Genomic DNA, 21,757 nt, shown 5'->3' on the forward strand with positions numbered 1-21,757 from the left:
CCTACTGGCCCTGCTCCGCGTACCTGCGCTCGGTGGCCTCCTTGGCGGGGCGCCACCAGGACTCGTGCGTGCGGTACCACTCTATGGTCTGGGCGAGCCCCTCGGCGAAGTCCGTGTGGACGGGCCTCCAGCCGAGCTCGCGCTCCAGCTTCGTGGGGTCGATCGCGTAGCGGCGGTCGTGGCCGGGCCTGTCGCGCACCCAGTCGAAGGCGTCCTCCGGCTGGCCCATGAGGGAGAGGATCTCGCGCAGGACGTCGACGTTGGAGCGCTCGCCGTCGGCGCCTATGAGGTAGGTCTCGCCCATCCTCCCCCTCGTGAGGATGTCCCAGACCGCGCGGGAGTGGTCCTCGGTGTGTATCCAGTCGCGCACGTTCTCCCCCGTGCCGTAGAGCTTGGGGCGGGCGCCGCAGAGGACGTTCGTTATCTGCCTGGGGATGAACTTCTCGACGTGCTGGTAGGGGCCGTAGTTGTTGGAGCAGTTCGAGATCGTGGCCCTGAGGCCGTAGGTCCTCGCCCAGGCGCGCACGAGCAGGTCGGAGGACGCCTTGGTCGAGGAGTAGGGGCTGGACGGCCGGTAGGGGTCGCCCGGCTCGAAGCGCCTCGGCTCGTCCAGGGCGAGGTCCCCATAGACCTCGTCGGTCGAGATGTGGTGGTAGCGCACGTCGTACTTCCGGCAGGCCTCGAGCAGCCGGTAGGTGCCCACCACGTTGGTCCGCACGAACGGCTCCGGGTCGGCGATCGAGTTGTCGTTGTGGGACTCCGCCGCGAAGTGGACGATCGCGTCGTGGCCGGGGACCAGGCGGTCCAGCAGCTCCGCGTCGCAGACGTCACCCACCACGAGCTCCACCCGGTCCCCCGGGAGGCCCGCTATGTTCGCGGGGTTGCCCGCGTAGGTGAGCTTGTCGAGGACCGTCACGTGCGTCTCCGGGTGGTTCCCGGCCACCCAGCGCACGAAGTTGGAGCCGATGAAGCCGCAGCCGCCCGTGACGATGATGTCGTGCGGCTCGAATACGTCCCCTGCCATGTCCTAGTCCTCCCTGTTCCTGCAGTCGGGTACGATTCCACCCTCCGCCACGACCCTGAGGTGCTGGCCGTAGGTGGACTTCCCGTACCTCTCCGCCGCGTCGAGCAGCTCGTCCCTAGTGATCCAGCCGTTCTCGAAGGCGATCTCCTCCGGGACGGAGACCGGCAGGTCCTGCGCCTCCTCCACGGTGCGCACGAACTGGCCGGCCTCGAAGAGCGACTCCATGGTCCCCGTGTCCAGCCACGCGTAGCCGCGCCCCAGCGTCACCACGTCGAGCGATCCGTCCTCGAGGTACATGCGGTTGAGGTCGGTGATCTCGTACTCGCCGCGGGCGGAGGGCGCGACCCGCGAGGCGTACTCCGTGACCCTCTCGTCGTAGAAGTAGAGGCCGGTAACGGCGTAGTTGCTCTTGGGGCGGGCGGGCTTCTCCTCGATCGAGACCGCATTGTAGCTTTCGTCGAACTCCACGACGCCGAAGCGCTCCGGGTCGTCCACGCGGTAGCCGAAGACCGTGGCGCGGCCAGCCTCGGCGTTGGCGGCGGCGCGGCGCAGGTGGCGCGAGAGCCCGTTGCCGTAGAAGATGTTGTCGCCCAGCACGAGGGCGCAGGGGCCGCCCGCCACGAACCCCTTGCCGTAGTGGAACGCCCGAGCGAGCCCGTCGGGCTTCGGCTGGACCGCGTAGGAGAGGGAGACCCCGAACTGCGAGCCGTCGCCCAGGAGCCGCTCGAAGTTGGGCGTGTCCTGCGGGGTGCTGATGATCAGGATGTCCTCGATCCCCGCGAGCATGAGCGTGGAGAGCGGGTAGTAGACCATCGGCTTGTCGTAGACGGGCAGCAGCTGCTTGCTCGTCACGCTCGTGAGCGGGTAGAGGCGCGTGCCCGAGCCACCGGCCAGGATGATGCCCTTCATGTAGGCAACCCCCTAGGTTTGGAATGTCTTGTGCGAGTCTCAATAATACGCGTTGCGCTGTCAGATTTGGAACAACAGGAATAGGACATCACGTTCGCCATGGGAAATGGACACGCTGAGAGACGAAAAGACTCGCGCAGGTTGGCGGGGCTGGTCTTGGTCGAAACCCCAGACACAAGAGGGCACCCTCCCCTTGAACTCCACGGGAGGGCGCCCAGTTCATCTAATTACGCGGCCATTGAGCCAACCAGGAAAGGCTTTCTTAGACAAGCCCCAAAGCGGCCAGGATGACTCCCAAGGCGAGAAGCCCGAACATTACCGCAGTTCCAGATGCACCCCTCTTCAAGAGCTTGTAGCACCCCAACGTAAGCAGCGCGGGGAGCAGGCACGGGCAAATCTGGTCAATGATGTCTTGGAGCACGACCTGCGCTCCGTTGATATCAATCGTTGCCCCAAGGCTCAGTACCACCATCGAGGGAATCATTGCCCCAATGACGACAAGGCCCATGATCCTCGCAGCTTCGGTGAGCCTGTCAAGGGTTCCGTCAGCAGAGACGCGCTCAAGGAACTTGCCTCCGCCCGCATAGCCAATCTTGAATCCCCACCGCCTCACGACCTCGGAGGGGATGACGTTTAGAAGGGCGTAGAAGATGGGGCCAAAGACGTTACCCGCAACCGCCATGGGAGCGCCGACACCGGCGCCAATCACCCTGAACGTGCCCCAGAAGAAGCTGTCGCCGATTCCGGCAAGCGGACCCATGAGCGCGGCCTTCACCGAGGTTATCGAGGAGGAGTCATACTCACCCGGGTTGTTGGCGTTCTCCTCCTCCATTGCGCACGAGAGACCGATGATGAACGGGCTCGTGCTTGTTGCGCAGTTGAAGAACTCAAGGTGCCTCTTGACGGCCTGGTTGAGGCCCTCCTCGTCGTCCTTGTACAGCTCGCGAAGTGCCGGCAGCATTGTGTAGCAGTATCCAGTTGACATCTGCCGCTCGTAGTTGAAACAGCTGAGTAGCTGGTAATGCCTATTAAAGACCCTGCGGAGGGTGCCCTCGCCGAGCTTCTTCTCTTCCGCCATGGTTAGAGCTCCTCACTGTCATCGTCTACCCCACCGGGGGCAACGGCCATCCCGAGCGCGCTCTCGCTAGAGCCCCTACCACTCAGCTTGTAGTAGATGAGCGCGACAACAGCGCCAAAGAACGCGGCGCCAAGGGTGTCGACCTTCAGGAACGCAGCAAGCCCAAATCCCCGGAAGAGGAATGCGCCAAACTTCTTGTCCCAGGTCAGCTGGATGAGCATGGCGACGCCGAGGGCGGGCAGGATGTTGCCGGACTGCGCGAGGCCGTTCTGGATCACAGGCGGAATCATGTCCACAAAGGACGTGATGAGCCCTGACCCCAGGACAAATCCCAGGAAGACTGGGACGAACTTGAAGAGGAAGTAGACTACCGCCCCGCCCCAGTTGCAAAGCTCGATGCCACGGTAGTCCCCGTTGGCGGCACACTTGTCCGCGCGGTGAGCGAAAAACGTATTCACCACGGGTGCGGCGATGTCGCAGAGCTGGGCGACAACGGCAATGGGAATCGCAAGAGCGAGCGTCGTCTCGTAGGATGCCCCCGTGCTAATGGCAAGCGCCGTCGCCAGGGCCGAGCCCACGACGACGTTGGGCGGTGTCGTTGTCCCTATTCCGTTCAGACCCATCCACACAAGCTCGAGCTCGCCGCCAATCGCGAGCCCCATTCCCGGATTCCCCATCACCAGGCCAACCAGCGGACCGATGATTATCGGCCTGTCAAGCATGTGCTGGCCGCCGATGCGGGACTCCATGTAGACCGCCGCCGCAATTAGCGCGACGAGAAGACCTTGAAGTACCTGGCTCATTGCTCCCCCACTCTTCTCAACAGCAGTACTCTCGCGCGATCATGAGTTTCTCGATTTGGCGCAGTCACTTCTCAAGGGCTTTCCCGATATCGGAGAGTGAGGCCTTCTCTAGGGCTGGGTTGGCCTGGCAGAAGACGTCTACTCCCCTCTGGGCGAGCCTCTTCGCCGCCTCGTACTCCTCTTTGCTTACGTAGACCCCTGGGATCACGAGCTTGTACGTCTCTCCTTCCTTCTTGACGATTCCCGCAGTCCCAATGTCCAAGGCTTCGAACTTGCGACCTTCGTCCAACAGCGAGTAGACGCGCTCCGCGTCCTCCACCGATGCGGTGATCAGGAGAATCCTCTTGCCATCGTTGACTGGGTTGTTCAACGCCTTCGCGGACGACTCAACGGACTTGATGAACAGCTTGACCCCGGCAGGCTTTGCGAGGCGCATCGTCTCCTTCTTGAAGCTGTCTGCTGCCGCGGCGTCATTTGCGACGAGAATGGTCTCAGGTGCTACGCTCGACGTCCACGCGACCGCAACCAACCCATGAATCAGCCGGTCGTCGGCCCTGGCCAATGCAATCATCTCTCTACCTCCAAACGATTTGTCATGAACCCCACCCGCCTAGTCGAGGTGTGCGAAGGCGATACGGTTTGCGGGCTTGTCCCTCGTGTTGATGCCTGCGGCAATGCAGTTCCGGGCTGCCGTGATGTAGAAGGGAAGAATCATGGCGACGGGGCTCAGCTCCTCGGGGAAGTCGCCGTCAAGGCATAGCGCCTTGTCCCCAAACTCGCCGAGATGTGCCCCTGAAGTAATCACGAATACGTGCTCTGTAATCAGGTTCTTCTTGAACCAGTCGAGAAACACGGGGATGCGCTCGAGGCCTTCTCCGGAAGGCGCGACAAAGAAGACAAACGTGTTTTCATCCAACGCGTAGTGCGGACCATGAATCATTTCCTCTAGCTCATAGCCACGTACCGGCTTTCCGAAGGTCTCAGTGAGCTTGAGCTCCGCCTCTTCAGCAGTGCACTCGTTTACGCCATACGAGCAGACGTATGCCCTTCGGAGCGACTGGAGCTCGTCGGAGTGAGCGGAGTACCAGCCCTCGGCCTGCGCTATGAGCCCGTCGAACTCCCCCGCAAGCCTCCTCGCGGATTCGTGACGTGAGAGGAATTCGCCCTTCTCCAGAATCCCACGCATGCGGCCCAGGTCTAGAGCAACGAGAAAACCCTCTAGCAGCGTGGCAAGGTACCCGCGGGTCTCGACGTGCACCACCTCGTGGCCAGTGAAGAGACGAATGGCATGGTCTGCCTCCTCCACCACGGGGCTGTCAAGGACGTCGGTTAGCGCTATGGTCGTCGCGCCTGCCTCGTGCGCCCTGCGAAGCACGTCAATGGTCGAGACACTCGTGCCGGACTGCGAGACGCCGACGTAAAGCACCTGACTTGCCCGACACCCAGAGCAGGCAAGGTCAACCTTTGGATCGGACCGAGTGGGGTACTCGGCATATGCCGCGATATGGGAGAACCTCCTGATCATCTTTGCGATGTAGAGGGACGCGTTATAGCTGGTGCCGGAGCCCACGAGGTGAATCTCTTGGATGTCGCTGCCTTCTATCACGCTGCGGAATGGCAGGAGAAACGCATCCTCGTTCTCCAAGACATTTCGGAGAGCATTTCCCCCATCGTGGATGTAGCCAATCATCGTAGGGTCTTCGAGTTCGGTAATCATCGTGCCTCCAAGATTGTCTAGTCCGATGTATATCTATGTATATACATTTAGTATTGCTACTATGCAAGCACATTTTTGGAACAATCCACAAGTGGTATAACCACGAGATAAAATCTGAAAAATAAAGGTATATACATGGTTTGCTGTGAAACGTTTTTGTTACGTGCTAATGTCGTAGCGTCCGATGTGGTCTTGTTCCGCGAGGACGATGGAGGAGCAGTGTCAGCAAAGCCAAAGTACCAACAGGTCGAGGAGTACATCCGAGGCCTCATCTCGACCGGCAAGGTCTCCGTTGGTGAGAAGATCCCAACGGAGCAGGAACTTTGCGACCGGTTTGGCTTCTCGCGTATGACTATCAACAAGTCTCTGAACAACCTTGCCGGCAGCGGTTACATTTCGAGGGTCCCCGGGAAGGGAAGCTTCGTCACGGCACAGCACATACGGAAGAGTCTCCTTGCGGCAGAAAGCTTCACCGAAGACATGGCGCACATTGGGATGAAGGCAGGGTCGAGGCTGCTCAGCTATGAGGTCCTGCCCGCGTCTGAGTTCCCAATCGCTTCTCAGAAGCTGGACTGCACGGGCGAGGATCTCATTCACCACTTTGTGAGGCTGCGAACCGGGGACGGGAAGCCGGTCGCACTCAGCGATACGTACGTCTCTGCAAAGGTCATCCCCGCCATAAGCGTCGAGGCGCTCAACGAATCCTTCTATGCCTACGTTAAGTCCCTCGGCATCCGTGTTGCCGGGTACGACATGGAGATTAGCGCGACCCTTCCCACAGAGGAGCAACGACGGCTGCTGAGCCTCGATGACGTGGCAATCCTCCAGATGACGCACGTAACGTACACTGAGCGCGAAGGGCTGCGAATACCGTTCGAGTACATCACCACACACTACAACGGGGACCTGTACTCGTACCGGTTCGAGATGTAGGCTCGGGGCGAATGTCGGGAGAAGAGACGGAGCCCATCGATTGCCGTTGCCGGTAGCTTGGAAACCGTAGCGTGGTCCGATGAAGGAAGTAGGCCATCTGGCTAGTCTCTCACCGAGTTTTTGTTGCATTCTGGGAGACAGGCGATACGAGTATGAGCTCTCCCATGATGACACCAGAATCGTCTACGAGCAGCTCAGCTCCTTCTCCAAGGGTCAGAGGCGTGTCCTTGGGGGCGAGTACCAGCGAGCGCTTTTTGGCTAGAAGTCCGCGTCCAGAAATAGGGGCGACTTTTACCTGGCCAGGGGCTTTGATCACGTGGTGACCGCGAGCAGCAACAAGTGGGATGTGGCGCTGGGACATGACGCCGGATTCAGCGAACGCTGCGCGCGTTGCTTACCCCTCATACCGCTTGTGGTGCGCGGCGATCTTTCGGCAAACGCGTAGCGGATTACGATGAAGAGGGACAAGAATCAAATCGTCAGTCAGGTGCTCTCCGTGATAGAGGTTGAACACGAATACTTCATCGTAGCCCTTGAGGAAGATGGCGCCGCTATCGCTTCCGTACGACGTTTCCGTCCAACAAGGAGTACTACACCCATCTCATAAAAACGCAGCGGTACCTATTGGGGAATTTGGGAAAGAAAACGATAAAGCCCTGGATTCCGGGCTCCGAGACAGGCCGCATCATAAACCATAGGTAAATGAATACAGTCATAGTACCCAGCTTTACCTATCCCTATCAAGAACTCTGGTGTCAGAAAACGAAAATGCTACCAAGTGACTCGAATCGAAATCTCGGCAGAAGAAGTCCGCGAGTCATCCGCACGCCATGCGAACATGATAACCCCCCTTGAATACCCCCCCAAACAAGGCGCAACAGCCCAGAAGGGAGACGTATTAGGAGGAAGCATGCAATGCCCCAGAGACGAACCTCCAAGTTACAGGTTCGCCCTTGAGAATGCCTTTCGATGGCACTGCTATAGTTCGAGATCATAGTCATTCTGCGTGCCGTCAAAGCCCTCACTTGCAATAACCAAGCCAGCCGTTCGCGATAAGTTGCTGCTCGGCTCGTTCCTTCCCATCTGATATCTCAAGCTTCCCAGGCCACATCTATCAGAAAGTATTTGTCTTACCGACAGGGATTCAATACTGTCGCTGTCGTCAATCAGGCTACACACAGTGATTGATGCCTAGCCATGACCCCCTGATTATGGAGTCCCGGCTTTTACCTGTCCAACCGCTTGCACCCTCCCCACCCCAGGGGAAGGTCAAGTTCATAGAAGAGCGCAGGTTCGGACCCTATCTCCTCCAGTTTGCCGTTTCCGCGCCGAACCCACGATATCCCGCCCGCGTCAGTGAATGTGCCCTCGGGAGCCGTACGAATGTGCATGCCCGCGCCTCCGGTTGGAAGCCATACATACCAAGTTCCTGGCGGAAGCGTGCCGACACACGTCCGATAGGGGAAGTCGCGGCCGTTGTCCTCACCTCTCGGCTCTGGACCGGCACCGCTAATTCCGACGCATGTGACGATTACATCGTAGACGGGCGACTCGCTAGCATTCCTAAGCACGACTGCCCGCCACACGAACCGGTCATCCCTCGGCCAATCAGTTCTATCTCGGTACTCCTCGTACCATAGAGATATCCGCGTCGACTGCTTACGCTTCTCCTCTTCCATCCGGATGATCTTCTCACGGTGTACCTGGTATAGGGAGACCATCACGCCAGCCAGAGTAGCAATCCCGATGATGGCTTGTACGATCAGGTTTGCAACGTCTATACACAATTTATCCTCCAGCCGTGCTTGCTCCAAATTCTCAGTGACTCCAGCGATTTACACGTAAACCCATGCCTGCGTACTCCTGGGATGGTTGGTTGTTCACCTCCACCTAACCCTTAGATGCCTCGTCGCTCTCAGCGGCCAGAGCAACGGCACTTGCAAACGCTTGATGGAACGATGGCTGCGGGGCAGCCCCGTAGATGCCGTTCAAATAGTTCTTCCCATAGTTCTCGCCTGCACGCGACTTGATTTCGGAGAGCGGATACAGAGTCGACTCGCCGGATGGATTTTTCTCGACAAACCAAATTTGGTCGCGGTCCAAGGTTGTCTGCCCTTCCATCGAGCGGCTAATCAGCGAGACATCATGGGTGGTAAAAATGAGCTGTGATTGGTTGGGATTTGTCTTGGGATCAAGGAACAGGCGAACCAGTTCCTCGACATACAGAGGATGGAGGCTGGTATCTATCTCGTCGACAATGACAATAGACCTCCTTGACAAGGTGCGCAGCGCCATTGAGAAGAACGCCAGCGCAGCTAGGGTTCCTCTGGATTCGTCCGCTTCGGAGAACTCGCCAACGTAGCCATTGCGACCAGCATGAGAGAAAACTAGCTCTGGGTGGACCGGCGAGGTGTTTGTCATGAGCTTGCGAACGAGCCCTTCCCGCTCTTCGGATGACAAGTGGGGTTTTGAAAGGGCGATTAGGCCCGAAGCGAGTTTCTCGTACTCTCCGGCCCTAGAGTCATCTTTTGATGTGCTTGCCTCATAGAGTAAATCAAGGGCGTCCTTGGCCTCAATAACGTTAATTCCCAGTCCGGAAGACGCCATAACCATTTGAAGCGCACGCCCCATTGCGGTTCGCCCAGACAGATCTTGTTTGATGAGGGACAGCTCTCGCCGGTAGCCAGATGCCTCAAAGAATCCAAAGTTGTCAGAAAACTCTTGATACGCTTCCTCGGTCAGCTCGCAGTTTGCAGCGTGAAGTGCCGAAAGCATCAAAGCATCGGGGCGGGTGATACCCTCGTATATTTTTTTGTTTCCCCTAAAAGCCCGGCCATAGCTGTACATATACTCACTCTGATTAGTTGAGAATTCGCGCAGGAATAGTCTGGACGAGCGTGCGCCGTTGTACTTCCTAAGCTCCTCGTAGTAGACGCGCTCTCTCGTGATGTCGAACTCATATTGATAATGCCCCTCATTAGGGCCAATGAACTCAACCAAGAACTTTGTTGCATCGTTACGCGAGTCGTTATCAAGCAGGAATGGACTTAGCTCCTCAGCCAAGTCGATGTTCCCGCTAAAGCCACGCGCGATATACCCTGCAACAAATCGAATCGAGTTGAGGAAAGCACTCTTTCCGGATGCATTACCGCCGTAGACACCCGTTGCGACGGATACGTTGTTGTGGCCCCATGTTGCAGAGTCACGCTTTTGAGCCGATTTAGATCGCTCCATCGAGAATTGCTGCGCATCACGGTAGCTTCGAAAGTTCTGGAAGCTGTAATTGAGTAGCATGGTTCTCGCTCCTTCTCCTCAAAAACTACTTGAATTGTATTCTGAGCTATTTTTTGTGAAATACGGTAAAAATATCGCTAAAACGCATCGAATTCATCACTGAAAGAAATGACGTCTTGAAACATCTGGCCTTTGCGATGGAGAGGCGCTCCCCGATGGCGTCAAATCGCACTACAATCCCCTCGGCCGCCTATCGTTCCGCTCCACGTTCCACCGGCACAGAATAGAAATGCCTATTCAAACCGAGAATGCCGTTACCAAGATTCCATCCGGCCGATTCTGATCCATCCAACTGTTCCAGACGCAACTGCACGCCACCCACAAGTGAGTACAGCTCGACCGAACGGATTTTGCTCAAGCACACTTGACTAAAGTGTGCTTGAGCAAGTAGACAAATGACTACAGCAACAATATCCAGCTCTTGCCATTCCCGCCAAGGACTTTGATGCCATCTCCTAGCGAAAGCTTCAAGCCCCAAGCGCATTGACTATTTCAGGTCCTGACATCCACGAGAAACCTGGGGATTCGCGTCGGAAGCGCTTCCCTCTTAGCCAGCGATACTTAGACACAGTGAAGAAGGAGGCTGTAGTCGGCCTGCAGACCTGCGGTTTCTCGTGCCCACATGCCCCCAGAGCATCCCAACGATCCCCCGAGCGATACTTGGCGATACTTCAAGTTCAACTTTAGGCCCAGTATGGAACGTATTGCATGTTGTGAGGGGAAGCGTCTGGGTCAACCTGCTTGATGAGGTCTGCGGTCATCGTATCCTTGATAACTCTCGTCGCTTGCGCTTTCTTTTCGCCAAGCCCAAACGTCATACGGATGTCTGTGTTCGCTATGGCCTCAAAGTTAAGGTGGGCAAGGCAGTTTCTGGTTAGCGGACACGTCGCTCCTTCGCTAAAAACTGGAGCTCTTGCTAAATAGCTTCTAGTTATCGGGTTTGAACATCGATGGATTGGCGACAGAGCTCGGGACCCCGGACATAAACTTGGACCTCGGAGAGGTCCGGGAGGGAGCCCGGGATGTACACCAGGCAGGAGCGGGAGGGGATACTCTGGGAGTTCCACCAGAGCGGGATGAGCGTGGCGGAGGCCTGCCGCAGGCCCCCGCTGTTCCCCAACGAGTGGAACCTGAGACGGTGGCCGCGCATGGAGGAGGCGGGCGAGCTCGCCGCCCGCGAGATGCCCGACCGGGCCTCCCGCATGCACTGCGCCCACGGCGAGGGGAGCCCCGCCTACCGGAGGGCGCGCCCCCGCGCCAGGCCGGCGGCACGCGCGCGCACGGAGGGAAGGGGGGCCGACTTGGCCGACACCGAGGGGCACGCGGGGCAGACCGACTGGCGCGACTGGGGCGCCGACCTGCCGGAGGACCCGGCGGAGCGGGCGAGGATGGCCGAGGCCAGGCTCGCCGAGGCCCTGGCGGTGTTGGACGTCCTAAAAGCACCAGGCCCTGGCTCTTTGACCAGCGAGGAGAGGTACCTCGCGGGCCAGGCGGCCAGGGAGGCGAGCCCGGCGGTGAGGCTCGCTGACGTCTGCGAGACGCCCTCCATACCCAAGAGCACCCACCTCTCGCAGCGGGCGAGGCTGTCGCGGCCCGACCCCGAGGCGGCCCTCAGGGCGCGCGTCCGCGCCTCCTTCGAGGCGTCCGGCGGCACCTTCGGCTCCGAGAGCGTGTGGGCCGACCTCAGGCGCGGGGAGGGCGAGCCGGTCTCCTGGCGCGACCTCGCGGAGGGGGACACGGCCACGCCGGTCGTCGTCTCGGAGAAGGTCGTGGGGGCGGTCATGCGCGAGGAGGGCCTCGTCGCGAGCAAGGCGTCCCAGATGCGCCGGAGGGCCCGCCACGGCAGCTACTGCGGGGAGCCCTCCCCCAGGCCGGCCAACCTGCCGCTCGGGGCGGACGGCACCCACGACTTCCACGCCCCGGAGCCCGGCCTCCTCTGCGTCACCGACGTCACCGAGTTCCGCCTGGACGGCTTCAAGGCCTACCTCAGCGCGGCCGTCGACTGCTTCGACGGCTGGCCGGTGTGCTGGAGGGTGTCCCTGCACCCCGACGCGGGGCTGGCGCTCGGCACGCTCGGGGACCTGGTCGCCGCCGTGCGCCCGACGGAGGGGGGCCGCTGGTGCTACACACGGACGGCGGTGCCGTGTACATGACCGGCGAGCGGGCGGCGGCGTGCGCCGCCGGCCACGCGGCGCGCTCGATGTCGCGCAAGGCCAGGAGCCCGGACAACGCGAGGTGCGAGGGGTTATTCGGCACCCTCAAGAGCGACTTCTTCCACGGGACCGACTGGAGGGGCGTGACGTTCGCGGAGTTCCGCGAGAGGCTGGGCGCCTACATCGAGTGGCACGGGGGCGGCAAGCCGAAGAAGGCGCTAGGATGGAGGACGCTGAGGGAGCACCGCGCGGCGCTGGGCTACGCGGCGTCGCGGTGGTCCAGAGGAACGTTCGGGGGTCGAAGGCTCTTTTTTCAGCGCGTATAACATTAAATACAAAGACGCCGGAGCACCCAAAGGTACCCCGGCGTTCATCACAGCCTCACGTGCCGTCTACATCAATCGGCTTGTAATGGCCTTGATAATGCCCTCGGGCGTCTCCTGCTGCATCACATTGTTTGTCGCGTCATCGTCCAAGAAGATTCGCATAAGGCCCTGCAACAGGTCAACTTCTCCGCCCTCGCGAAGAATTCCAAGATTGATAATCAACTCTGCGCTAACCGGGTCACCGATTCCACCCATCGGCTGGAATACTACGGGATGTACGGGCTTAACGATAGCGATATAAGCCTTGTTTACACAGTTGTCAGCATGAGGAATTGCCACGCCAATGGTCCGCGTCTGAAGACCAGTAGCATAGTCGCGCTCTCGCTCTTTAATCGCTGATAGCCAGTTCTCTTTGATATATCCCTTCGGGGAAAGACGCTGACCGAGCAGCTTGAAGAGCTCGTCTGTATCAGCGGCATCGATGTCGCAAAATACGAGGTCGGGATGGAAGAGCCTCAGATCTTCCTTAGTGACCATTTTCTCTAAACACCTCCCGCTAAAGCTGCTAACAGACCTTATACGCGATTACGAGCCCAGCACATGTCAATGACGCCAAACACTTTCTCTTTTACACGCCCTTTGGCAAATGCGATGATGTCTTGGGTGTGGGCTTCGATACCCATTTCTGCAATACCGTCCCTTATTCCGGCAACATAAGCGCAACGAACCGCTGTTCCGACATTCACCTTACGAACGCCATCCTTAATTGCTTTCTGCACCGATTCAACGGGAATGCCGGTGCCCCCATGCAGCACAAGCGGAACTTCCGGAAGGGCTTCGTGAACTCTGGCCAGCAGGGCAAAGTTGAGAACTGGCTCTGTCTTATAAAATCCATGCTCATTTCCAATGGAAACGGCGAGCGAATCCACGCCCGTCAACGTGACGAGCTTAACCGCATCCTCCACGTTTGCATCCCAAGAGTCTTCGGAACCCCTCGACACGTGACCGACTTCGCCCTCGACGAATACCCCACGTGGGTGGGCATAGTCCACCACCCGCTTTACAAGCTCTATGTTTTGGTCGAGCGGGAGATCAGACCCATCAATCATCACCGAGTTATAGCCACAATCGATTGCCTGAATGCACGTATCGAAGTCAGAGCAGTGATCGAGGTGAATAACAAATGGGACGTCCGATTCCCTGCCTAAAATTTTGGCGACTGCAGCAATCTTGTTGAGGCCAAGGGCCGCAACAGTTTGCGAGGTACCGGCAGCAATTATTGGAGTGCTCGCCTCATTTGCCGCATCCACGATTGCGTACAAGTCTCCAAAATCGCTGTGATTGATGTGAGGGATAGCGTAGCCGCCATCAATGGCCTTGGCGAATAGCTCCGCTATTCCATCTCTGTTGGGCATCGACATTTATTGTCCTCCTGAACCATGGTCCAATCGCGAGTGCATTAGGCAAAAGAGCTCGGCTTTCCGGAAGCGGTCCGTGACTATATTTCCTACGGTCACATGCAAGGTCTTGGAAAGCCCTTCTACGCTTAGTATCCAAAGAGACCAAGCGGAATCAGGAGCAGGAACCCAATGAGCTCACCCGTATTAAAGAGGGAGTAGGTGCCGCCAGCTTCGACTAGGCCCGCTGCAACGCCAGCTTCTGTAATGAGGGGTGCAAGAGCGGTTGCCATGTAGAACACCATGATGATTGCAATAACTCCAGCGATGAACGCACGGAACATGTTGCGCTTTGTGCCAATAACCGGTGCCATCATCATATAGGAGAGGTTGGTAAGGCCAATGACGGGAAGCACGGTGTTGCCCGGGAGAACCACTGCGAGGAGCAGAGATACGGGCACCATCACCAGGCCAAGGCTGATCATGTCTGGGTCGCCAACGAGCAGAGCAAAGTCCATGCCGATGCGGAACTCTCGTCCTGGCATATGCTCAGTCATGAAATCGCGGACCTGGGCAACGACTGAGGAAAGGCCTTCGACCAAGAGAGAAATCATGCGAGGAAGGAGCACCATCGCAGCGGCGAGGCTCATGCCGACTACGAGGCATTGATCCCAGCTGTACTGGCCAAGGGCAGCAAGAATAATGCCAATAACAAGACCGAGGATCGAAGGCTCTCCGAGGAACGAGAAGATGCCAGGAAGCTTATGCATGTTGATGTCAATATTCCGAATGCCGGGGATGTGGTCAATGACCCAGTCAACACCCTGCACGATGGGGAGCATTACAGGAAATGCCATGGTGCAAAATGAAAGACCGCGATACTGCTCACCACACACCTCGCAGATGATGTCTTGGTTGTGATCAGCAAGCAGGAGGTTGCAGACGGAGTAAATCGTTCCAAACAGCACACCTACCCACATATTGCCGGTGAGAATCGTAGCGAGGGTACCGATAAAGAGATAGTGCCAAAAGTTCCAGATATCGATATTGAGCGTCTTTGTTACTTTGAGCAGGAGCAGCACAACGTTCACAAGCAGCACCACTGCAAACATGATAAGAACGAACAGTCCATCCGAGAACGCAATAGCGCTAACAACCGGGACGCCAACGTCTACTGCATTCAGGCTCAGTCCCCAGAGCTGTTGAAGCTGCTCAACTAATGGTGTCATCGTACTAGAAATAAGGCCCGCGGTAAGCGAGATGCCCTTAAAACCGATTCCGACCATGATGCCCGCGCGCAAGGCATCTTTGAATTTCATCCTGAAGCACATTCCGAGAATGCAAATGATAATTGGCATCATCACGAATGCGCCGAGGTTAACAATCGTCTTGATAAAATTCAGAACGGCTTCCATGTGCGACCTGCATCTCCTTTGCGTTATCGAGGTGGCGTGTGCAGTCTCGTGGGTTCGATATCACTCATCGCCCTTGGATTTCAGGTACTCGACTATGTCATCGAGAAGCTTGCTCGCGCCGACGCCGGTAAGAAGCGGAACACCTGAGAATACCTTTGCATCGCTTGGATTTTCGAACGAGGTGGTCGCAACGGTCGATAGGATCACATCGGGGTCGTAGCCCTTAATTGTTCCTGTTGCCTCAATCACCTTGCAGGTTCTAATCTGCGCTGGCATGTTTCGTTTTTCCATGCCCTGCTGGAGCATTCGCGCAACTGTTGTAGAAGTTGAAAGACCAGCCCCGCATACGCCCAAAATCTTATATTGCTTCACTGTTCTGCACCTCTTTCTGCACCTCTTCTAGTCTGCTGACATTGCCAACGCAACAATAATTAAACCGCTTGCCCCTTAAGAGCCCTGCGACGAAGCTCCGCTACCGCATCTGCCGGCAGGCCAACCATTCTGCCCGCCATAAGCGTCCAGTAAGCAATCTCCGCGTCCTCTTCTACGCACTCGGCCCCACGGTAAGCCATCTTTAGCGTCGGGCAGGCGGTAATCTGACCATGCCCCTGCATCGTGCATGCAAGGTGATCGGTGCCAAGGGTCTTCACGACAGACTCAGCAAGCTCTTCAGAGCCGGGGATTTGGAAAGGCGCACAGGGAACAGGGGCAAATGCTGACGACGGGGGCATCATCGCTGGGATTTCCTTCTCGAGGATTGAGAATACTGTCGCGAACATTGAGTGCGTATGAACGACGCCGTTAACGTTTGGGCGAGCGCGGTATATTGCCGTATGCATAGGCGTTTCAGAAGACGGCTTGAGATTACCGTCGATTATCTCCGCGTGGAGGGAAACGACCGGAAGGTCTTCCGGGTTGAGCGTGTCATACGGAATGCCACTAGGAGTAATGACGACCGCCTCCTCGCCTGGAACTCGAGCTGAAACGTTACCTGCGGTACCGTGAATCAGTCCGTTCTCAAGGCACTTGACCGCATACTTAAGCACTTCTTCTCGCGTCTCCTGATACAGCATCCAGACCAGTCCTTTCTCTGATACAGACAACAGTACTTTTACAATATGTCAGAAACAACATATCTTTCTTTGTTTCTGACATTAAATCTGTGGATAGTGTACTTCAATAAGTCTGTTTCAAACATCAAATCTGCGTTTAAAAGGAATATTTCTCCGAACGACAGAAAAATGGTCTTGAGCGGCTAAACAAAAAAGCCTGCAGACAATACGGTCAGCAGGCTTAAGGGACTTATGTTTTTCAGAGAACTAGAAGACCAACCTGATATCGTGCTCTTTCATCACGTCACGCCATTTGTCATCTGGCTTTCTATCCGTAACAATGCAGCTAATTACATCGAGGCTTGCAAGCTTAACGAATGCTGTCTTGCCAAATTTGGTATGGTCGGCAAGGAGGATAAGACGTCCTGATCTTTCCATGAGGCGCTGCTTCATCTCTACCTCTTCTGGCCTCGTATCGTATGTACCTCCAGAATCAATCCCCTTGCAGCTAAAGAGCAACGTATCGATATGATACTGATCGAGAGCCCTTTTCGCCGCGTCACCGCGCAGCGAAAGGGTCTCTCTGTTGAACTCGCCCCCGGTTAAGACGACGTGCAAGGCCCCGGTCTCGAGAACTCTTAGCGCCGCCACCGAATTCGTGAGAAGCGTCATGTCCTCTCTATTTGCCAACTGTTTAACCGATTCGACTGCGGTAGTACTCGAATCAATTGCAATCGTTGACACATTCTCCAACAGGGGCAGAACCTTGAGGGCAATGACTCGCTTTTCCTCAGCACTCCTGCTCACGCGCTTGTCGAATTGCGTATCGCTCTGGGCCTGCTGGACAGGGTTAAGGATTGCTCCACCATAAGTTCGCTTCAGCACCCCTTCCGATTCAAGGCGCTCCAAATCTCTTCGGATAGTTTCTTCCGTAACTCCCAGACGCCTACTCAAATCACCGACGCTCACCTGGCCGACCTCATATAGCTCTCGGCGAATCTGATCGAGCCTGTCTTTCGCACCCATACTTTGTCCTCCCGGCATAGGTGAATCGTCGCACCCTAACCCTTATGTCTTGAGAGCACCCCACTAGCTGCTCTAGTAACTAAACCACGTTAAATTAATAACAGGTACTTTGTTGACATATCTGCATGAGCGCTCACCCGATCTCCTCGACAGCCCTTCTTCTTGTATCTACCCCCAATACGAAAATCACAATTGCTACAGCGAGGCAAATAGACGACATGAGGATGAAGACTGGCATCACGGTTCCCCCGGCAAGCAGTTGAGCAACCACAACAGGTGCAACCACGCCGCTTACCCTTCCTATTGCATTCGAGAGCCCAGAGCCGCGAAGTCTAAGCTCGGTTGGCCAAATCTCCGGCACGTATACACCCGAGGAATATGCAACGTACATTTCCGTTACGACTTCAAGGGAGAACCCCATTACGCAAAGGAGCAGCTCGTTTTGTTGAATCGCGAATAGGGGACCAAAGATTGCGATTATCCCGAGCAAGGAAATCCCCATGCACTTTCGAGACACCTTGTCGATAAATACCATTCCGAGAAAAGTGCCTACCGGCGCTCCAAGAACCGTGAGCGTATACAGCGCAAATGAATGTCCGACATCAATGCCCTTAACTAATAGCATCGTTGGCAGCCAGGTCATTAGCGTATATGCCGTGACGTTCATCGCAACGAGCACAGACGCCCCGAGAATAACTCTCTTGGAGAGTTCGCCGCGTAGCAACTCTCGATAGCCTGCATTGCCACGCCCTCGTTCATCCGTGAGCAGGGCATTTCCCTGCTGTCGGATTTGAGGAAGTTCTTTGCCGTACTCTCTTCTAACTTCCGTCTCTATCGCACCCATGACTGCATTGGCTTTGTCGTACTCCCCCCGCGACTCAAGCCACCTCGGAGATTCCGGGTAATAGCGCAGAGCGAACAGCCAAATTATGGTCGACATTATCGCCGGGATAAAAAACATCAGCCTCCAGCTCGTCTCCGCAGTAACAAAAGGAGAGATGACCGCGGCAAGCAGAGAGGCGATTGGCCCCCCGCAATTCCCAATAAAGGAGTTTCTCCCCATCCATATTCCGCGTTGGCTTGTCGGCACATACTCCGCAAGGCTGGCAAACAACGATACGAGCAGCGCGCCCAACCCAAATCCCATTAGCGCACGCGTTGCAATCAGCATGATGACGCTCGGAGTCACTGCAGCAAGGTACATCGAGATAGTATGAATCCCCACAAACAAAAGGTAGCTTTTCCGTCGGCCAATCGAATCTCCTATTACTCCACCCAACAGAGAACCAACGAGCATCCCCGCCATATATATTGATGAAAACATGGCACTGGACGTAGCGTCAATCCAGCCAATAACACGCAGCTGAGCCAAGACAAGCCCGCTGACATAGTTGCTCCAAGCGAACAGTATTGCTAGGCTAGTCAGCAGAAATACTCGGTTTATCCAGTGCGTTGTTGGAAGCCGATCGAGCCGGGGTCCACAAAGTGGGGCTCTGACCTCATCTATCCCTTTAACACTATCGTGCCCCATCATTCCGCCTCATATTTGCTGCGCTTGCAGCGCTCGCTACAAGACACCTCTGGATGGATAATGAACTACATCCCAAGAGCATCAGCGTCAGATCGCATCTTGTCGGCATCCTCTTGGCTTAGCTCAATATTCAAGGCGCCCACATTTTCATCGACCTGGCTTGGTGAAGTGCACCCGCTGAGAACCGAGATAAAGTCTGCCTGTTTCACAACCCAAGCGAGCGATAGCGTAGACAAGCTGCAGTTGTACTTGGCACAAAGAGGCTTCCAGCCGTCAAGCATGTCAACCACTCGATCAAGGTTCCCCGGCTGCCACCATTTCTTATTTGCACGCGCTCCCGTAGGCACATACCCCTTCTTAAATCCCCCCGTTAGCAATCCTTGCTCAAGCGGGGAATATACTTGGAGAACAATACCGTTACTTCTGCACAGCTCAAATAGCTCCTTTTCGGCATTGCGGTCCAATAGGTTGTACTTTGCCTGAATAATATCCAGCTCACCGTACGAAAGGTATTCCTTCACATCATCCGCAGTGACGTTAGCTGCGCCGATTGCTCTTATCACCCCCTGTTCCTTCAGGTCCATTAGGGTTTTCATGGTCTCCGCAATGGGCGTGTAATATGGCTCCAGAGACTGCCAGTGAGACATATAGATGTCCACATGGTCAGTCCCGAGTCTTTGAAGGCTCGCACGCATCTCTGCCTTTATTGAGTCGGGCGATAGGTTCCTGTACAACTGCCGATCACCTACCTTGTTGAAAGGGGTTCCCTTCCAATCCCACACAAGTCCAAATTTGGTCTCCACCACCACGTCTTCGCGATTGAGCCCCTCAAGAGCCTCCCCGACAATCTTTTCGCTTTTCCCAAAGTTGTAGCCAGGGGCAGTATCAATCAGATTGATTCCGAGCTCAACCGCCCTGTGAATAGTGTCTACGCAGACGGTCTTGTCAAGGTCTCCATTCCAAGCGGGTCCCCCACCGATAGCCCACGTGCCCAAACCCATCTTCGAAATCTCAGTTCCGTTATTACCCAGCTTAATCCGTTCCATAAATACGTCCCCTTTCTGCTCATGACTAATGGACCATAAAGCAAATATACTCACATTTCTTTGTTTTGCTCAATATTGTTTTCTGTTTCGCAGATTTTTCCTCACATTTCATTGCGGTTCAGCCCTTTGACTGCAGGTTTGATTCCATCCAAACTTGCGGTTAAAGGACAAAGCAGGCCGGTTTCTTCTGGGGGATGCAGCCGATGTGGGCCGCATCCTCCAGAACCACGCACGCAGCAATCGTGCGGGAATAATCACTATTACCTGTTCAGTACCATCGTCTCCGCTGTCACGTTTCAGCACCGAATGGCGCCTGGATAGCAGAGAGAGGATTGGGACGGGCCAATGCCGCAGCGGTTGCACGCCGGGATGCCCCGGAACAAGGATTGCGAAGACGCTCATAACTTCAGTCATCGACGGGCGACCGAAAGAGACTCGGGGTTCCAGTCGAGGTCGGGGCGAACCTCGGGGATTCCAGCGATGGGACTCCGTTCTGGAGCGGATGCCCCGCGGTCCGAGCCTAGCCGCAGGAAAGGGCGCAGCGCAATGAAACCCTAGGAAGTTTCGTGTGCAAGCGAAAGTCAGGCTTGACTAACGATAGAGCATTCCTGATGAGGGAGCGATAAGACGGATGCAAGACCATGCGCTTGGCTGCGCTGAGTGACGGAGTGGACTCGCCGAGCCACAGGTCAACCTTGTCCCCGTTTAGCAATGGTGCACCAGGTAGCGGCACATGGCTAAACAACGTGAAAGCCGAGGCAGTCCAACCAAGCAATGTGTCACACCCACGCCCTCGTGCTAGCGATGGACATCGCCCCAGTCGCCCCCCTCGCCTCCTCCGCCACGGCATTCTCCGGGAAAGGACAGGTATGCGCGTGACTTTTACCACCTGGCGCGAGGCAAAATCCTCGTCGGTGCGAAGCCTACGGACGGCTGCTGGGAGGGCGTCGAGGTGTTGGTCGAGGTCGGGGCGGAACCCGACGGCGTCGACGGCGGGATGCCGTTCTAGGGGAGACGGGCACGCGGGAAGCGCCCGGGTTTGGCCGTGACGAAACACGAAAAAGTCCCGTGCACGAACCCGAAAGAAATCCACGCTCAAAACCGAAAGCCAGACTTGACTAAATATAATCGTGCCGCACCTCGGGCATACCCAGCCGCCGGGGAAGCGCAGGCACAAGAGCGCCTCCTCGCACGACCCCTCGTCCTCGTACCTCGCGACCCACGACAGGAGGTCCCCGTCCCCGCCGTCCGCCGACTCGACCATCCTCGCGCTCGGGCTCGCCATGCCACTCCGCCCCTTTCCGTGAAGCCTTCCCATGGCACCGATTGCGCGACGGACAGGCTGCTCGCCGACGTGGCCAAGGCGAGGCTCCTGGTCCTGGACGAGTTCGGCCACGTGCCCTTCGACGTGGACGGGGCGAGGCTGCCCTGCCAGGTGATATCCGAGAGCTACGAGAGGAGGAGCGTCATATCCGCCGCCAACGTCGGGTCCGGCAGGTGGGGCACCGTCTTCGCGGACGACAAGCTCGCGGCGGCGATCGTCGACCGCGTCGCGCGCCACGGCAGGCTCGTCGAGTTCGGAGGCCCCAGCCACAGGCTCGAGGAGAGCCTGATGCTCGGGAAGTCGGGAAGATAGGGAGACACCGGCGGGCCCGTGACGAAACCCGAAAAAGTTCCGTGCACGGACCCGAAAGAAATCCATGCTCAAAGGGGGGTGGTACCGCTTTTCCGTACCTCCTCGCCTAGGCCGCCAGCCCCAGGCTCCGTCGGTATTGTAGCGGGCTCATCGAGCCGAGCGACCGTTTGATCCTGGTCGTGTTGTGGCGCTCTATGTAGGCGTCGATCCTCTTCCCGAGCTCGTCGAGCGTCACGCCCGCCCAGTCCCTGCCGTGGAACATCTCGGTCTTCATGGTGCCGAAGAAACCCTCCATCCTGGAGTTGTCCGGCGAGCAGCCCTTTCGCGACATCGATCGGGCTATGCCGGCCTCCTCGCAGATGCCTATCCACTCAGGCCAGCGGTAGTGGCAGCCGCAGTCAGAGTGGATCACGAGGT

Annotated in this window: 21 protein-coding genes; 4 read left to right on the forward strand and 17 right to left on the reverse strand. The window is 57.0% G+C overall.

The genetic code is table 11. The features are described from left to right. Window position 1 precedes the first annotated feature (1 nt). The 6 genes from rfbB to BT122_RS10015 all read right to left on the reverse strand — a co-directional run bounded on the left by rfbB (window position 2) and on the right by BT122_RS10015 (window position 5,531). Window positions 2–1,024: a dTDP-glucose 4,6-dehydratase gene (rfbB, locus tag BT122_RS09990; protein WP_072355772.1), complete on the reverse strand. Its 1,023-nt coding sequence runs from the start codon at window positions 1,022–1,024 to the stop codon at window positions 2–4. Between the two features lie 3 nt (window positions 1,025–1,027). Beyond that, a complete protein-coding gene (gene rfbA, locus BT122_RS09995; RefSeq protein ID WP_072355773.1) occupies window positions 1,028–1,933 on the reverse strand; it encodes a glucose-1-phosphate thymidylyltransferase RfbA in 906 nt (301 codons plus the stop codon). Window positions 1,934–2,195: 262 nt separating this feature from the next. Then, window positions 2,196–3,011: a PTS system mannose/fructose/sorbose family transporter subunit IID gene (locus BT122_RS10000; protein WP_072355774.1), complete on the reverse strand. Its 816-nt coding sequence runs from the start codon at window positions 3,009–3,011 to the stop codon at window positions 2,196–2,198. A gap of 2 nt (window positions 3,012–3,013) precedes the next feature. After that, the gene (locus BT122_RS10005; protein WP_072355775.1) at window positions 3,014–3,814 is read right to left on the reverse strand and encodes a PTS mannose/fructose/sorbose/N-acetylgalactosamine transporter subunit IIC; all 801 of its coding nucleotides are present in this window, start codon (window positions 3,812–3,814) and stop codon (window positions 3,014–3,016) included. A 64-nt stretch (window positions 3,815–3,878) separates the two neighbouring features. Further along, window positions 3,879–4,385 (reverse strand): PTS sugar transporter subunit IIB, encoded by a 507-nt coding sequence (locus BT122_RS10010; protein ID WP_072355776.1) that lies wholly within the window; start codon window positions 4,383–4,385, stop codon window positions 3,879–3,881. A gap of 39 nt (window positions 4,386–4,424) precedes the next feature. After that, window positions 4,425–5,531, reverse strand: a complete 1,107-nt coding sequence (locus BT122_RS10015) for an SIS domain-containing protein (protein ID WP_072355777.1) — start codon at window positions 5,529–5,531, stop codon at window positions 4,425–4,427. 219 nt (window positions 5,532–5,750) lie between these two features. On the opposite strand from BT122_RS10015, the gene BT122_RS10020 reads away from it, so the two are divergent. Then, window positions 5,751–6,464 (forward strand): GntR family transcriptional regulator, encoded by a 714-nt coding sequence (locus tag BT122_RS10020; protein WP_072355791.1) that lies wholly within the window; start codon window positions 5,751–5,753, stop codon window positions 6,462–6,464. Window positions 6,465–7,690: 1,226 nt separating this feature from the next. Here BT122_RS10020 and BT122_RS10025 read toward each other — a convergent pair. Continuing rightward, entirely contained in the window at window positions 7,691–8,278 is a 588-nt protein-coding gene (locus BT122_RS10025) for a hypothetical protein (protein ID WP_143190041.1), read from the reverse strand. A gap of 76 nt (window positions 8,279–8,354) precedes the next feature. Continuing rightward, window positions 8,355–9,758 (reverse strand): AAA family ATPase, encoded by a 1,404-nt coding sequence (locus tag BT122_RS10030; RefSeq protein WP_072355779.1) that lies wholly within the window; start codon window positions 9,756–9,758, stop codon window positions 8,355–8,357. 1,022 nt (window positions 9,759–10,780) lie between these two features. On the opposite strand from BT122_RS10030, the gene BT122_RS10035 reads away from it, so the two are divergent. Both BT122_RS10035 and BT122_RS10040 read left to right on the forward strand, forming a co-directional pair. Beyond that, window positions 10,781–11,911: an IS3 family transposase gene (locus tag BT122_RS10035; RefSeq protein ID WP_072355780.1), complete on the forward strand. Its 1,131-nt coding sequence runs from the start codon at window positions 10,781–10,783 to the stop codon at window positions 11,909–11,911. Then, on the forward strand, window positions 11,878–12,237 hold the full coding sequence (locus tag BT122_RS10040; RefSeq protein WP_072355781.1) for a hypothetical protein: 360 nt from the start codon (window positions 11,878–11,880) through the stop codon (window positions 12,235–12,237). The genes BT122_RS10035 and BT122_RS10040 overlap by 34 nt, the downstream gene beginning before the upstream one ends. Window positions 12,238–12,303: 66 nt before the next feature. Here BT122_RS10040 and BT122_RS10045 read toward each other — a convergent pair whose 3' ends face one another. From BT122_RS10045 to ydjG, 8 genes are all read right to left on the reverse strand, one after another. Continuing rightward, window positions 12,304–12,774, reverse strand: a complete 471-nt coding sequence (locus BT122_RS10045) for a PTS sugar transporter subunit IIA (RefSeq protein WP_072355782.1) — start codon at window positions 12,772–12,774, stop codon at window positions 12,304–12,306. A 38-nt stretch (window positions 12,775–12,812) separates the two neighbouring features. Next, window positions 12,813–13,658, reverse strand: coding sequence for a class II fructose-bisphosphate aldolase (locus BT122_RS10050; RefSeq protein ID WP_072355783.1), 846 nt, complete (start codon window positions 13,656–13,658; stop codon window positions 12,813–12,815). 125 nt (window positions 13,659–13,783) lie between these two features. Next, complete coding sequence (locus BT122_RS10055) at window positions 13,784–15,049, reverse strand: PTS transporter subunit IIC (RefSeq protein WP_072355784.1); 1,266 nt, start codon at window positions 15,047–15,049, stop codon at window positions 13,784–13,786. A 60-nt stretch (window positions 15,050–15,109) separates the two neighbouring features. After that, window positions 15,110–15,421, reverse strand: a complete 312-nt coding sequence (locus BT122_RS10060; RefSeq protein ID WP_072355785.1) for a PTS sugar transporter subunit IIB — start codon at window positions 15,419–15,421, stop codon at window positions 15,110–15,112. A gap of 59 nt (window positions 15,422–15,480) precedes the next feature. Next, window positions 15,481–16,122 carry a class II aldolase/adducin family protein gene (locus tag BT122_RS10065; protein WP_072355786.1) on the reverse strand — a complete coding sequence of 214 codons (642 nt, stop codon included), beginning with the start codon at window positions 16,120–16,122 and terminating at the stop codon, window positions 15,481–15,483. 246 nt (window positions 16,123–16,368) lie between these two features. Next, entirely contained in the window at window positions 16,369–17,127 is a 759-nt protein-coding gene (locus BT122_RS10070; protein WP_072355787.1) for a DeoR/GlpR family DNA-binding transcription regulator, read from the reverse strand. Between the two features lie 133 nt (window positions 17,128–17,260). After that, entirely contained in the window at window positions 17,261–18,661 is a 1,401-nt protein-coding gene (locus tag BT122_RS10075) for an MFS transporter (protein WP_083432457.1), read from the reverse strand. Between the two features lie 62 nt (window positions 18,662–18,723). Beyond that, window positions 18,724–19,704, reverse strand: a complete 981-nt coding sequence (gene ydjG, locus BT122_RS10080) for an NADH-dependent methylglyoxal reductase (protein WP_072355788.1) — start codon at window positions 19,702–19,704, stop codon at window positions 18,724–18,726. A gap of 1,303 nt (window positions 19,705–21,007) precedes the next feature. Here ydjG and BT122_RS11185 point away from each other — a divergent pair. Next, the gene (locus BT122_RS11185) at window positions 21,008–21,340 is read left to right on the forward strand and encodes an ATP-binding protein (RefSeq protein ID WP_177242227.1); all 333 of its coding nucleotides are present in this window, start codon (window positions 21,008–21,010) and stop codon (window positions 21,338–21,340) included. A gap of 106 nt (window positions 21,341–21,446) precedes the next feature. On the opposite strand, the gene BT122_RS10090 is transcribed toward BT122_RS11185, so the two are convergent. Continuing rightward, the coding region (locus tag BT122_RS10090) for an IS3 family transposase (protein ID WP_143190042.1) at window positions 21,447–21,757 on the reverse strand (311 nt) is incomplete at its 5' end.

It is taken from the genome of Olsenella sp. kh2p3, assembly GCA_900119625.1.
Lineage (GTDB): Bacteria > Actinomycetota > Coriobacteriia > Coriobacteriales > Atopobiaceae > Tractidigestivibacter.